General features: G+C 58.1%; 13 protein-coding genes. 7 read left to right on the top strand and 6 right to left on the bottom strand.

Going from position 1 to position 13,760, the window contains the following annotated elements; genetic code table 11:
• The first annotated feature begins 32 nt into the window (after nucleotides 1-32).
• The 7 genes from GOX21_RS13025 to GOX21_RS12995 all read left to right on the top strand — a co-directional run bounded on the left by GOX21_RS13025 (nucleotide 33) and on the right by GOX21_RS12995 (nucleotide 6,941).
• Nucleotides 33-1,421 (top strand): 1-acyl-sn-glycerol-3-phosphate acyltransferase, encoded by a 1,389-nt coding sequence (locus tag GOX21_RS13025; protein WP_170377735.1) that lies wholly within the window; start codon nucleotides 33-35, stop codon nucleotides 1,419-1,421.
• Nucleotides 1,422-1,531: 110 nt separating this feature from the next.
• On the top strand, nucleotides 1,532-2,818 hold the full coding sequence (gene ccrA, locus GOX21_RS13020; RefSeq protein WP_170377733.1) for a crotonyl-CoA carboxylase/reductase: 1,287 nt from the start codon (nucleotides 1,532-1,534) through the stop codon (nucleotides 2,816-2,818).
• A 205-nt stretch (nucleotides 2,819-3,023) separates the two neighbouring features.
• Nucleotides 3,024-3,245, top strand: a complete 222-nt coding sequence (locus tag GOX21_RS13015) for a hypothetical protein (protein WP_170377559.1) — start codon at nucleotides 3,024-3,026, stop codon at nucleotides 3,243-3,245.
• The gene (locus GOX21_RS13010; RefSeq protein ID WP_170361413.1) at nucleotides 3,181-3,900 is read left to right on the top strand and encodes a helix-turn-helix transcriptional regulator; all 720 of its coding nucleotides are present in this window, start codon (nucleotides 3,181-3,183) and stop codon (nucleotides 3,898-3,900) included. The genes GOX21_RS13015 and GOX21_RS13010 overlap by 65 nt, the downstream gene beginning before the upstream one ends.
• Nucleotides 3,901-3,984: 84 nt before the next feature.
• On the top strand, nucleotides 3,985-4,623 hold the full coding sequence (locus GOX21_RS13005) for an acyl-homoserine-lactone synthase (RefSeq protein WP_170377731.1): 639 nt from the start codon (nucleotides 3,985-3,987) through the stop codon (nucleotides 4,621-4,623).
• A 60-nt stretch (nucleotides 4,624-4,683) separates the two neighbouring features.
• Nucleotides 4,684-6,216, top strand: coding sequence for an ATP-dependent DNA helicase (locus GOX21_RS13000; RefSeq protein WP_170377729.1), 1,533 nt, complete (start codon nucleotides 4,684-4,686; stop codon nucleotides 6,214-6,216).
• The gene (locus GOX21_RS12995; RefSeq protein WP_170377727.1) at nucleotides 6,213-6,941 is read left to right on the top strand and encodes an SDR family oxidoreductase; all 729 of its coding nucleotides are present in this window, start codon (nucleotides 6,213-6,215) and stop codon (nucleotides 6,939-6,941) included. The genes GOX21_RS13000 and GOX21_RS12995 overlap by 4 nt, the downstream gene beginning before the upstream one ends.
• Nucleotides 6,942-6,944: 3 nt before the next feature.
• Here the strand turns inward: GOX21_RS12995 and GOX21_RS12990 are convergent, their stop codons facing one another.
• The 6 genes from GOX21_RS12990 to GOX21_RS12965 form a co-directional block, all read right to left on the bottom strand.
• A complete protein-coding gene (locus GOX21_RS12990; RefSeq protein WP_170350596.1) occupies nucleotides 6,945-7,712 on the bottom strand; it encodes a TIGR02186 family protein in 768 nt (255 codons plus the stop codon).
• 2 nt (nucleotides 7,713-7,714) lie between these two features.
• Nucleotides 7,715-8,635 (bottom strand): sulfite exporter TauE/SafE family protein, encoded by a 921-nt coding sequence (locus tag GOX21_RS12985; RefSeq protein WP_170350595.1) that lies wholly within the window; start codon nucleotides 8,633-8,635, stop codon nucleotides 7,715-7,717.
• 344 nt (nucleotides 8,636-8,979) lie between these two features.
• Nucleotides 8,980-9,990 carry an ABC transporter permease gene (locus GOX21_RS12980; protein ID WP_170350594.1) on the bottom strand — a complete coding sequence of 337 codons (1,011 nt, stop codon included), beginning with the start codon at nucleotides 9,988-9,990 and terminating at the stop codon, nucleotides 8,980-8,982.
• Nucleotides 9,990-11,084, bottom strand: a complete 1,095-nt coding sequence (locus GOX21_RS12975; protein ID WP_170377724.1) for an ABC transporter permease — start codon at nucleotides 11,082-11,084, stop codon at nucleotides 9,990-9,992. Before GOX21_RS12975 ends, GOX21_RS12980 begins: the two co-directional genes overlap by 1 nt.
• Before the next feature lie 3 nt (nucleotides 11,085-11,087).
• A complete protein-coding gene (locus GOX21_RS12970; RefSeq protein WP_170377722.1) occupies nucleotides 11,088-12,617 on the bottom strand; it encodes an ABC transporter ATP-binding protein in 1,530 nt (509 codons plus the stop codon).
• 85 nt (nucleotides 12,618-12,702) lie between these two features.
• Nucleotides 12,703-13,701: a BMP family lipoprotein gene (locus tag GOX21_RS12965; protein WP_058281934.1), complete on the bottom strand. Its 999-nt coding sequence runs from the start codon at nucleotides 13,699-13,701 to the stop codon at nucleotides 12,703-12,705.
• Between the last annotated feature and the right edge of the window lie 59 nt (nucleotides 13,702-13,760).

The raw sequence follows: 13,760 nt of genomic DNA, 5'->3' as shown, positions 1-13,760 counted from the left end.
TAGGTGACCCGGTTTGGTGGCAGGGTGCGTGCATGACTCAGACCGTGGAACTTCCGCTTTGGCTGTTTTTGCTGATCGTGGTGTTTGCCGCGGTCACTCTGGCCTCGCATTTTCTGTTCCCTTCGGTGCGCTGGTTTTTTCGCCGCCGGCTTGAGCGGGCAGTCAAACGCCTGAACAAACGCCTGCAGCGCCCCATCCAGCCGTTCAAGCTGGCGCATCGACATGACATGATTCAGCGGCTGATTTATGACCCGCAGGTCGGGCAGGCGGTTCAGAACTTTGCACGCGAGGAACGTGTTCCCGAGGCCGTGGCCTTTGAAACGGCCCGTCGTTATGCGCGCGAAATCGTTCCGTCCTTTTCAGCGGTAGCCTATTTCAGCATCGCCATCCGCCTGACTCGTATGCTGAGCAACGCGTTTTATAACGTGCGTCTTAGCTATATGGACGAAAAAGCCCTGCGCAACATTGACCCAGAGGCGACGGTTGTTTTCGTCATGAACCATCGCAGCAATATGGACTATGTGTTGGTGACCTATCTGGCGGCGCAACAATCTGCGCTGTCTTATGCGGTTGGGGAATGGGCGCGCGTCTGGCCGCTCAGCCGTTTGATCCGGGCAATGGGTGCCTACTTTATCCGCCGAAAATCGGGCAGTGAGCTTTATCGGCAGGTGCTGGCTTGCTATGTGCGGCACGCGACCGAAGCGGGCGTGACACAAGCCATGTTCCCCGAGGGCGGTCTTAGCTTGACCGGCGCACTGGGTCGGCCAAAGTTGGGGCTGCTCAAATACATCATTGATGCCACCACCCCCGACGGTAGGGACGTTGTTTTTGTACCCGTCGCGCTGAATTATGACCGCGTGCTAGAGGATACAATCCTGACCAAAGCGGCGCTGGGAAATGAACGCAGGTTTCGGGCCAGGATCGGGGTCATCGCCTGGTGGATTATCAAACAGGTAGGCCGACGGTTGGTAGGTCGCTATCAGCGATTCGGCGTGGCTTCGGTGCGGTACGGCCAGCCTGTTTCGCTGCGGGCGTTCCGGGCGGACCACAAAACCAACCTGATGACCGATCTGGCTCGGGACTTGATGGTGGGCATTGGTAAAGCGATTCCGCTGGTTCCGGGGCCTGCTGCGTGTTGGTTGGTGCGTGAAAAGGGCGAAATTGCCGAGACAGACGCGGTGGCGCTGATAGACCAACTGCTGCGACGCAACGGAAGTTCTACACCATTGGAGCACAGTGCAATCAAGGCTAGTATTCAGCAATTGGTGGATCGCCGCATTCTGAAACGCGAGGGCGGGAAATTATCGTCGTCAGGTCAAAGAGTTGACCTTTTGAACTACTATGCTGCCTCGGCGCCACTGGATGCAGGGCAAGTGATTTCTGCGACTGCAAAAGAAATTTCTGCACCCGCTGGGTCATAAAATTACAAAATGAACTCAAAATGGGTTGCAATATTGCTCGATGGAAAATACTCATCGGGTAAAGCCGCCGATTCTGCGTTGCGGCAAGGATTTTAGAAAAGGAGGCCAACATGGCTCTGGACACCGATAGCGGCATCGCGTCGTACGAGGCACCGGAAAAAGACCTCTATGAAATGGGTGAAATCCCTCCGATGGGGTTTGTCCCGAAACAAATGTATGCATGGGCGATCCGCAAGGAACGCCATGGCGAGCCGGACACGGCCATGCAATTGGAAGTGGTAGATGTCCCCAAGCTGGACAGCCACGAGGTGCTGGTTCTGGTGATGGCTGCTGGCGTCAACTACAACGGCGTCTGGGCGTCGTTGGGTAAACCGATCAGCCCGTTTGATGGTCACGGACAGCCGTTCCACATTGCTGGATCGGATGCGTCGGGCATCGTTTGGGCCGTAGGCGACAAGGTCAAGCGCTGGAAAGTGGGCGACGAAGTCGTAATCCACTGCAACCAGGATGACGGTGACGACGAAGCCTGTAACGGCGGCGATCCGATGTATTCGGACAGCCAGCGGATCTGGGGTTATGAGACGCCGGACGGGTCGTTCGCTCAGTTCACTAATGTTCAGGCACAGCAGCTGATGCCGCGCCCCAAGCACCTGACCTGGGAAGAAAGCGCCTGCTACACGCTGACGCTGGCCACCGCATACCGGATGCTGTTCGGTCACGAACCACACGATCTGAAGCCGGGCCAGAACGTTCTGGTTTGGGGTGCGTCGGGTGGTCTGGGCTCATATGCAATCCAGTTGATCAACACTGCGGGTGCAAACGCAATCGGCGTGATCTCGGACGAAAGCAAACGTGACTTTGTAATGGGTCTGGGTGCTAAGGGTGTTCTGAACCGCAAAGACTTTAACTGCTGGGGCCAATTGCCCACAGTAAACACACCGGAATATGCCGATTGGTTCAAAGAAGCACGCAAGTTCGGAAAGGCCATCTGGGACATTACCGGCAAGGGCAACAATGTCGACATGGTGTTTGAACACCCCGGCGAAAGCACCTTCCCGGTGTCGACCTTCGTGGTGAAAAAGGGCGGCATGGTTGTGATCTGCGCCGGCACCACCGGCTATAACCTGACCTTCGACGTGCGCTATATGTGGATGCACCAGAAGCGTCTGCAGGGTTCGCACTTTGCGCATCTGAAACAAGCAGCTGCTGCGAACCAGCTGATGGTCGAGCGTCGCCTGGACCCATGCATGTCCGAGGTGTTCTCGTGGAATGAACTACCCGATGCACACATGAAGATGATGCGCAACGAGCATAAACCGGGCAACATGTCGGTCTTGGTTCAAGCTCCGCAGACCGGAATGCGGACACTGGAAGAGGTTTTGGACGCCCGCGGTTGAGCCGCACCAAAATCAGGTAATGGAGCCCGCGAACCGTGTTAACGGTTCGCGGGCGTCACTTTTTCAAGGGTAAGTCTATTTATTTTAAGAGGTTATAGATATTAACCCCACTGATTTGGGGGAGTAGAAAGCAGCGAATAGGCAAAAAATACTGCACATGTTATGGTTGTGTTAACCCTTCGTTAACCGTTTCGGAGAGACCCTGATGGCGCAGAATGAGTGGATACTGGACGTGTTGTCGGACCTCAACGCCTTCGCCGTTGAGAATGGTATGATCGCGCTGGCCGAACAGCTGGACGACACCAAGCTGATCGCCGCAGCCGAGATCGCGTCCATGAAGGCTGAGGTACGGACGCCGGCGGATGGGAAAAATACTCGATATGAGCCAAGTCCTGGAGGACTTGGAAAACACCAGCACGCTCGATGAATTAAGTGGCGTCGCAATCCGATTGCGTGACCGGCTGAAAGTCGAGCACCTTATATACCACTGGGTCGACGGTGCCGGGGATCAGTACGGCTATACGACCTATCCCGATGCTTGGGCAGAGCGATATCTGGAAAAGAGTTATCACCGCATTGATCCGGTCATCCTGGGGTGCTTTCAGCGGTTCCACCCGGTCGATTGGAAAACGCTGGATTGGTCCAGCAAAGTGGCCAAGGCATTTCTGCAAGACGCACAAAGCCACGGTGTCGGCAATCAAGGCTATTCCATCCCGATCCGGGGGCCGAACGGGCAATTCGCCTTGTTTACGGTCAACCATACCTGTGATGATGAAACCTGGCAGCGTTTCATCGAGCGTCATGGTCGTGAGCTGATCCTGATCGCGCATTATTTCAACCGCAAAGCGCTGGAATTCGAAGTTGACCGACAGCCCGACTCTGCCCGCAGTCTGTCGCCACGCGAAGTCGACGCGATGACCTTGCTGGCGCTGGGGTACAGCCGGGCCCAGGTGGCCCATTCGCTGTCTATCTCTGAACATACACTACGGGTCTATATCGAAGGCGCCCGGGCGAAGCTTGGGGCGCAGAACACCACTCACGCCATCGCCACAGCGCTCAGCCGAGGATTAATAGTGGTTTAAGAGGCGCGCGCCCTCAGAACGGGAAATTAACTATGACTTTGTACCCCCTTCGTTCCTGCACAGGACGACAAGGGGAAAAAAGTCATGTTGCGCTATTTGTATGCGGATGAGCTGCACAAGTTTCCGGATCTGGCCGAAGGGATGTTCCGGGATCGCGCGGATCAGTTCAAAACCCGGTTGGGTTGGGACGTACACGTTAACGAAAAAGGGGAAGAGCGGGATCGGTATGACGAACTGAACCCGCTTTATGTCATCTGGGAAGAAGAAGACGGCAGTCATGGAGGCTCAATGCGCGTGTTGCCGACCACCGGCCCGGTCATGGTGAACGAGGTGTTCGGCCATCTGACCGGTGGCAAACCAGTCTGCAGCCCGCTGATTTGGGAGGTCACAAGGTTCTGCCTGTCGCGCACGGCCAGCCCACACACCGCAGGCGCCATCATGCTAAGCGGCGGTGAGATGATGGAAGGGTTCGGCCTGACCCATATCGCCGGGGTCTTCGATGCGCGCATGATTCGGATTTACCGCCTGATCGGATCGTCCCCGGTGGTTCTGGGGACCGAAGGGCATGGGCGTGATCAGATTTCGGTCGGGCTGTGGCCCTATTCTGCCGATGATTGCAACCGCGTGGCCGAACGCGCGGGGATCCCGCGAGAGCTGTCGCGGCTGTGGTTCAAGACGGCATTCGGGATCGGACGGCAGCATCGCTTTTCTCTGTCGGCCTGATCAGGCGAAAAGCCCAATCCCTCTCTGGTGATAGCTGGCGCGGCCCTGTAGGGTCGCGCCATGTCTTTGCCCCCCGTGACCTTCTCTGACGACCAGGCCGCCGCCTATGACAGCATCTCTGAAATGCTGCGATCAGCCGGTGTTGATCTGGATGATGACGCCCTGCTAAAATTGCCGGGCAATGGCAAATCCGGTGTGATGGCGGTGATCGGCAAAGCGGGCTCGGGCAAGACCTTGTTGCTGGCCGAGCTGTACAAGGCCTTGGCCGAAACCGGTGTTCAGATTGTGTCTGGTGATTTCGAAAGCCGCAAGGCGAAGGAAAAGCGTAGCCTTGCGATCCTGGCCCCCACCAACAAGGCCGCCAGCGTGTTGCGCCTGCGCGGGGTCCCTGCAACGACCATTCACCGCATTCTCTATACCCCGGTTTATGACCCGGAATATGAACGCATCGCCGAATGGCTGGCGGGCAATGACGAACGCCCCGAGATCGAAGGTCTGACGGACGAGGCGTTGGACCGGGCAGCGGCGTTTTATGCAAACAATAAATCGATCCCTGGTGCCTTGGCCGCCGCCGGATTGCGCGGGTCCGATTTCATCACCGGCTGGAAACGTCGGGACGAGCCTTTGGATATCGGGTTCGTCGATGAGGCCTCGATGCTGGACGACCGGCAATTCGAGGACCTGCAAGAGATTTTTCCGACCTTGTTGTTATTTGGTGACCCTGCGCAGCTAGCCCCCGTCAATCAATCGGGCAGCATGGTGTTCGACGCTTTGCCCGAGCCGCGCAAACAGATCCTGCACCGGGTCCACCGGCAAGAGGCGGACAATCCTATCCTAGACCTGGCCCACGCGCTGGCAGACCCTAAGATGGGGTTCGAGGATTTCGAACGTCTTATAGAACAAACCGCCCGTCAGGATGACCGCGTGGTCTGGGGTCAGCGGGTCGAGGTTGATCTGATGGCCCGCAGCCCGGTTCTGGTCTGGCGCAACGCCACACGTATTCGGTTGATTCAGGCGTTTCGGCAAGTTCACAGCGCGCCGGAGACCGAGCTGCTGGAAGGTGAACCACTGATCTGTGATGGCATCGAACTGCCGTTGAAACACCGCAAGAAACGTTTGGACCTTGAGGCGCGCGGGCTGATCAAAGGCGCGCAAGTCATCTATTTGGGACCGGGGCGCAAGCCGGGCTTTTCACGCCTGCACGTGATGGGCGCCGAGGACCCACAGGTCAGTGCGGCCTCGATCGTCAAGATCGAAAAACCGGATGAAGAAGAACCCTTTATCCCCTTCGCCGCCCGCATGGGTGCCACCTTTCTGCATGGCGCGGCGGTAACCATTCACAAGGCGCAGGGCTCGCAATGGGACACGGTACAGGTCTTTGCGCCGGACATTTACGCCGCCGCCCGCATGGGCAGGACCGAGGCCGGGCAGCCGCTTTGGAAGCGGCTGGCCTATGTCGCCATCACCCGCGCGCAAGAGCGGTTGATCTGGGTTGTGCGCAACCGTCTGGCCAAGCCCACCCATCCGCTGCGTGTGGATGATCTGCGCGCGGTTCCGGCGGCGTCCTTGACATTGGAGGCTGAAGATACATGACATCCATCATAGTAACCGGCGCAAGCTCGGGCATTGGGCGGGCCACGGCGGACTTGTTCTTGAACGAAGGCTGGACAGTGGGCCTGTTGGCGCGCAGTGCCGATACGTTGCACGAAATGGCCAAGGATCGCACAAACGCGATCCCATTGGTTGCGGATGTAACGGAGGCGGATGCGGTCCATGCGGCCTTTGGCGCGTTTCAGGAAAAGGCTGGCCGGTTGGACGCGTTGTTCAACAATGCGGGCATCTTTGCGCCCGGCGGAACCATCGACGAGATCGCGCTGGAGGATTGGTATCAAACCGTCAACGTCAATCTGAACGGCATGTTCCTATGCGCGCGCGAGGCTTTTCGGATCATGCGCCATCAGTCGCCGCAGGGCGGGCGCATCATCAACAACGGCTCGATTGCCGCATATGTGCCGCGCCCGAACTCGGTGCACTACACGACCACGAAACATGCGATCACCGGTCTGACCCGCAGTCTGTCGCTGGACGGGCGGGACTTCGGAATTGCTTGCGGTCAGATCGACATCGGCAACGCGCGCACGCAGATGGTACAGGGACTGGTGGATGCCGCGGTTGAGGGCGGTCAGACGCCCGACCCGACCATGGCGGTTGAAGATGCAGCACGCTCGGTGCTGCATATGGCGACCCTGCCGCCCGAGGCGAATGTGCAGTTCATGACCGTGATGGCAACAACGATGCCCTATATCGGGCGCGGTTAGAGGTTAGTTTTCACGCAGCAATCGGAACGCAGTCGACGCCCCCCAGCCCGCTGCAATCGCAATGACCAGTGACATCAGCCCGTACCACACAGGTTGCTGTCGGGACATGTTGTACAAAAACCGCTCCAGCCCCACTTTGCGCACGTCGATGGTTGTCTCGAATTCCGAGATCACCTCTTTGCCGCGGGTCAGGAAGATGCGCGCAGCATAGTCGCCTTCGGTCAGGTCGGCAGGCATTGCAATTGAGGTGCGGAACAGGGTTTGCTCATCCACGGCCACTGTGTTTTCGCGAATGGAATACAGCCCCTCATCCTCGCGAATGCGCACCACGGCATCTGCAAAATCCTGCGCGCCTCGGATATGCATGGCCGCCCCGACCGATCGGATGGCGCGTTCGATTGAAATCCGGTATCTCAGGTCCTCGGTGTCCAAAAGGATATTATCCAGCGGCCCGCTCGTGGCGACGGCGTAGAAACTTGGCGCAAGGTCGACCAGAACGCTGTCAGTGTTGACCCAGATGCCCAGTTTGCGTTCCTTGCGCCGGACTGTCACTGGGCTGGACGGCCCGGCCACAGTCACGATCACCTCAAGCGGTGGGCCGGCGGGGATCGGTGCTTCTCGTTTGACGGCACCGAAGATCAGGATTTCAGAACCATCGAATGTCGCGGTAATGGCGACCCGGTCCTGGCTGAGACCCAGCACCACCTGCTCTTCTTGCGCAAGGGCTGGCGAGCAGCAGAAAACCAGCAGGGCAATCAAGCGTTTCAGCATGATCAGTGCCCTCCTTCGCTGCCAATGGAATACAGCTCGGATGGTTCGATCAATAAGTCCAGTGCCAGCTTGCCGCAGACCACCAGAACCAGGGCTGCCAGCAGCACGCGCAACTGCTCGGCGGGCATCTTCGCGCCAATCACCGTTCCAATCTGCGCGCCCACGACACCGCCGACCAGCAGCAGAACGGCCAGAACAACATCAACCGTATAGTTCGTGGTTGCGTGCAGCATGGTGGTAAAGCCGGTCACGAAGATGATCTGAAACAAGGATGTTCCAACCACCACCTTGGTGGGCATGCCCAGTAGATAGATCATTGCAGGCACCATAATAAAGCCGCCGCCGACGCCCATGATGGCCGCCAGTACACCGACGCAAAGCCCGACCAGAATTGGGGGAATGACCGAGATATACAGGCCCGAAGTGCGAAAGCGCATTTTGAACGGCATCGCATGAACCCAGCCACGCTGGCGCCGTTTTGCTGGTGCGCCGCCGCCCTTTTTGGCCTTGCGCAGTGCCCGCAAGCTTTCGATGAACATCAGGCCACCAACGACGCCAAGGAAGACGACGTAGCATAGCGTGACAAGCAGATCGACCTGGCCCAGGCTTTTGAGATAGTTGAACACCACCACCCCAAGGGCAGCACCCATTAAGCCCCCGATCAATAAGACCGTGCCCATTTTCAGATCTACGGTCTTTCGTCGAAAATGCGCTAATACACCGGAAAAGGACGAGGCGACGATCTGGTTGGCTTCGGTTGCGACGGCGACAGCGGGGGGGATGCCGATGAAGAACAGCAGCGGCGTCATCAGAAACCCGCCGCCTACACCGAACATGCCCGACAGGATGCCAACCATCCCACCCAGCCCCAACAGCAAAAAGGCGTTGACGGAGACTTCGGCGATTGGAAGGTAGATCTGCATGTGTATTTACCGGATGAGATCAGACGCGTCACACAAAGTGATCCGGCCTGTCCCATACCACAGGGATGAGGCTTTAATACCGCGCGCGCAATGCGGCCGTATGGCGAATACCAACCTGCCGATCGCGCAGACCGCGTGACCGACAAGCCGATCTGGCTGAATTGAAAAACGGACCCCGGAACCGGGACGTTTTTGTGTGCTTGCCACCCCGACAGGAACGAATCCGATCTCGGCTATCACAGGAAACAAACACATACCCCCTTAGAGCGCTTGCGGCATGCAAAATCAACTCTGCATGCCGCTCTGCAGCGAACAGGACTGAAATGAGTTTTAAACTGGACTTATCAGCGCTCTTTCACATAGGGCTCGCCACCGGCGCGTGGCGGGACGGCTTTGCCTACGAACCCGGCCAGAATAACCACCGTCAGGATATAGGGCAGGGCGTCCATGGCCTGTACCGGGATAACCACGCCGCCCAGGTCGATGTTCTGGAAACGCAGCGCAATCGCCTGTAACAGACCGAACAGCAGGCAAGCCCACATCGCATGCCAAGGCCGCCATTTCGCAAAGATCAGCGCGGCCAAAGCGATGAACCCGCGACCGGCGGTCATTTCCTTGACGAACCCGGCCTGCAGGGCAGTGGCCAAATAGGCCCCGGCGATCCCACACAGCACGCCGCAGATGGCAACGGCCGCAAATCTCAGGCCGACAACCGAGACACCGGCGGTATCCACCGCAGCCGGATTTTCACCCACCGCGCGCAGGCGCAAGCCGAACCGGGTGCGATACAGAATCCACCATGTCAATGGCACCATCAGAAACGCCACATAGACCAATATCGAATGACCCGAGAGTAGTTCGGAATACACCATGTGAAACGAATTGGTGTCAGACATCAGTTCAGAAACCGGTTTCCCCGACAGTTCAGCATCTTCGGGGCCGATTGCATAAGGAAACTCTGCAGATTCGAACCGTCCACCGCCAAAGAGAGAAGGCGTGCGCCCGCCCTGTTTGAACCAGCTCTGCGCAATCAGAACGGTCAGGCCCGAGGCCAGAAAGTTGATGGCAACGCCCGAGATCAGCTGATTGCCTCTGAAGGTTATCGAAGCGAGCCCGTGCAAGCCGGACAAAATCAGCGAGGATCCGATTCCCGCCAGCAGGCCCAACCAGACAGACCCGGTCACTGCCGCAATCGCCGCCGAGAAAAACGCCGCCATCAACATCTTGCCTTCCAGCCCGATGTCGAAAATACCCGCGCGTTCCGAATACAACCCGGCCAGACACGCCAGTAAAAGCGGTGTTGCCAGGCGGATCGTTGAATCAAAAACCTGAATGAGTGTTACGAAAATCTCCATCACTCGGCCCCCTTCCGAAGACCGAGGAACAGTTTCTCAAGCGGCATGCGCACCATGTTGTCCAGTGCCCCGGTAAACAGGATCACCAGCGCTTGAATAACCACGATCAGCTCACGCGGGATCGTGGTCCACAGCGCCAATTCGGCACCGCCCTGGTACAGGAACCCGAATAAAAGGGCCGCCACAAACACGCCGAACGGGTGCGACCGGCCCATCAGCGCCACGGCAATCCCGATGAAACCCGCACCTTCGGTCGAGTTGAGTACCAGCCGTTCAGCCTCTCCCATCACGTTGTTGGTCGCCATCAACCCGGCCAACGCACCCGAGATCAGCATGGCGACGATAGTGATGCGTACGGGCGAGATACCGGCATAAACAGCGCCGGTTTCGGAATGACCATAGGCGCGGATCTCATACCCCAGCCGCGTCCGCCAGATCAGCGCCCAGACCACGAAACAGGCCAGGATCGCGACAAAGAACGAGATATTGGCCGGCGCACCCTTGAACACCGCGTTTTCAGCGGTCGAGAACATCGACTGGAAGGTCGGCAGATGCACGGCCTCGGGGAAGCGTGCAGTTGCAGGATCTTGCGAGCCCTGCGGGCGCATCACATTGACCAGCATATAGTTCAGGAAGGCCGCCGCGATAAAGTTGAACATGATCGTGGTGATGACGATATGACTGCCGCGCTTGGCTTGCAGATAGGCCGGTATCGCGGCCCATGCCGCCCCAAACAGCATCGACGCCGCACAGGCGGCCAGCAGGGCAATGCTCCAATGCGGCCAGTCGATGTACAGACACACTATGGCAACGCCAAGCCCGCCCAGCATGGCTTGGCCTTCGCCGCCGATGTTGAACAGCCGCGCGTGGAACGCCACAGCCACCGCCAGCCCGGTGAACATGAAATTGGTCGCGTAATAGAGCGTATAGCCCCAGCCATAAGTCGACCCCAGCGCGCCGGTAACCATCAGATTCACCGCTTCAAACGGGTTTTCACCAATGGCCAGAATAACCAGCGCCGAAAGGATCGCGGCCAATATCAGACTGATCAGTGGGATCAGAACGACATCGGCCCATTTGGGCATTTTATCCATGCTTCACGCGGCCTCTTCCGCAACACCGGCCATCAGCAGGCCCAGTTCTTTTTCATCTGTCTCATGGGGCAGGCGTTCGCCCATAATATGTCCGTCGAACATCACCGCGATCCGATCGGACAGCGAGAAGATCTCCTCCAACTCGACCGAGACCAGCAGGATTGCCTTCCCCTGATCGCGCAGGGCGACGATTTGTTTGTGAATGAATTCGATCGCGCCGATATCCACCCCGCGTGTCGGCTGGCCTACCAGCAACAGGTCGGGGTTCCGCTCGATCTCGCGCGCGACAACGATTTTCTGCTGGTTGCCGCCTGAAAAGCTTTTGGCGGTCAGCCAGCCATTGGGCGGGCGCACATCGAACTTTTCAATCTTGCGCTCGGTATCCGCGCGCAGGGCGGCATTGTCCATGAACAGACCGCGTTTATAGGCAGGGTCGCGGTGATAGCCGAACGCCACGTTTTCCCACGCGTGGAAATCCATGATCAGGCCCTCGCGCTGACGATCCTCGGGGACGTGAGCGATGTGCTGCGCACGCCGCGCCTGACCGTCAGACCCATGCCCACTAAGCGCCAGCGGTTCACCATTCAGCTTGATCGACCCTTTTCCAGGCCGCATCCCGCCCAAAACCTCAAGCAGTTCCGACTGGCCATTACCCGCAACACCGGCGATGCCGACGATCTCACCCGCGCGGACCGTCAAGTCGATACCCTTGACCCGCTCAACGCCCGCTGAATCGAAGACGCGCAGGTTTTCGACCTCAAGAATGGGTTTGCCGGGTTTTGCAGGAACCTTGTCGACTTGCAGCAGAACCTTGCGGCCTACCATCAGCTCGGCCAGCTCCTCGGGGCTGGTTTCGGCGGTTTTTACTGTCGCCGTCATCTGCCCGCGCCGCATCACCGAGACTGTATCGGTGTTTTCCATGATCTCGCGCAGCTTGTGGGTGATCACGATGATCGTCTTCCCTTCGGCCCGCAGACGGTCGAGAATGCGGAACAGCTGGTCGGCCTCGGCCGGGGTCAGAACGCCTGTCGGTTCGTCCAAAATCAAAATCTCGGCCTTGCGATACAAGGCTTTGAGGATTTCGACCCGTTGCTGCATCCCCACGCCGATTTCGTCAATGCGCTTGTCTGGGTCAACGAACAGCTCGTATTCTTCTTCCAGCTCTTTCAGTTCCTTGCGAGCCTTGGACAAAGACGGAGCCAGCAGCCCTCCATCTTCGGCGCCCAGAACGATGTTTTCCAGAACCGTGAAATTCTCAACCAGCTTGAAATGCTGGAACACCATCCCGATGCCCGCCGCAATCGCCGCCTGACTGTCGGGGATGACGGTCTTGGTCCCGTTGATCCAAATCTCTCCTTTGTCGGCTTTGTAGAAACCGTAGAGAATACTCATCAGCGTGGATTTGCCCGCACCGTTTTCACCGATGATCCCGTGGATCGTGCCGGGGGCGACGCTGATGGAAATGTCTTTGTTGGCCTGAACCGGCCCAAAGGCTTTGGAAATCCCTTTGAGCTCAATGGCGGGGACTGTCATGTCGTGTCCTCACTTGCCGAAGGGGCCGCACAGGGCGCGGCCAAGTGGAGACGAGGCGGAGGTCAAACCCCCGCCCCGCGTGGTATTAGAACTGCAGTGCCGGGCAGCTGTCGTTCTCGTAATAGCTGACAACGGTGACGTTTCCGTTGATGATGTCACTGCGTGCGTCTGCAACGGCCGAGCTCATCTCTTCCGTAACTAGTTCAGCGTTGTATTCATCCATGGCGACGCCCACACCCTCTTCGGCCAGACCCATGGCGAAAACGCCGGTTTGCAGATCCTCGCCAGCCTTCATGGCGTCATAAACGGCCACGTCCACGCGCTTCAGCATCGAGGTCAGAACCTTGCCCGGATGCAGGTGGTTCTGGTTGCTGTCCACACCGATCGAAAGGATGCCTTCATCGGCGGCGGTCTGCAGAACGCCCACACCGGTGCCGCCCGCAGCAGCATAGATGACGTCAGCACCCTGGCTGATCTGTGCCTTGGTCAGTTCGGAGCCCTTGACCGGGTCGTTCCATGCCGATGGGGTGGTACCAGTCATGTTGGCAACGATATTGATGTCGGGGTTCACGGCTTTGGCGCCTTGCGCGTAACCGCAGCCAAAATGACGGATCAGCGGAATATCCATGCCACCGATGAAGCCAACTGTTCCGGTCTTAGATGCCATCGCAGCCATCATTCCAACCAGATAGGAACCCTCATGCTCGGCAAAGCCGATCTGACGCACGTTCGGAGCATCTAGCCAATTCACATCAACTGCAACGAATTTGGTGTCGGGATAGTCGCCCGCGACAGCCGCCAGCGGATCAGCCATTGCGAAACCCATGGTGATGATTGGGTTCAGGCCAGCTTCGGCAAAACGACGCAGGGCTTGTTCACGCTGGGCTTCAGACTGCAGTTCGATTTCGCGATAAGTCTTACCGGTCTGTTCCGCCCAACGTGATGCCCCATTATGGGCTGCTTCGTTGAACGATTTGTCAAACTTGCCACCCAGGTCGAAAATCAGGGCTGGTTCAGCCAGGGCCGCACCGGCGGTCAACGCGACGGCGGCAGCAGCGCCCATCAAGGATTTCATCAGGGTCATTTCATACTCCCGTTTGTTATTGTTGGTCGGGGTCAAGATAGCCCCGATTACTCACTGTG

It is taken from the genome of Ruegeria atlantica (assembly GCF_013032005.1).
GTDB lineage: Bacteria > Pseudomonadota > Alphaproteobacteria > Rhodobacterales > Rhodobacteraceae > Ruegeria > Ruegeria atlantica_A.
This window is presented reverse-complemented; position numbering and strand designations above follow the sequence as displayed.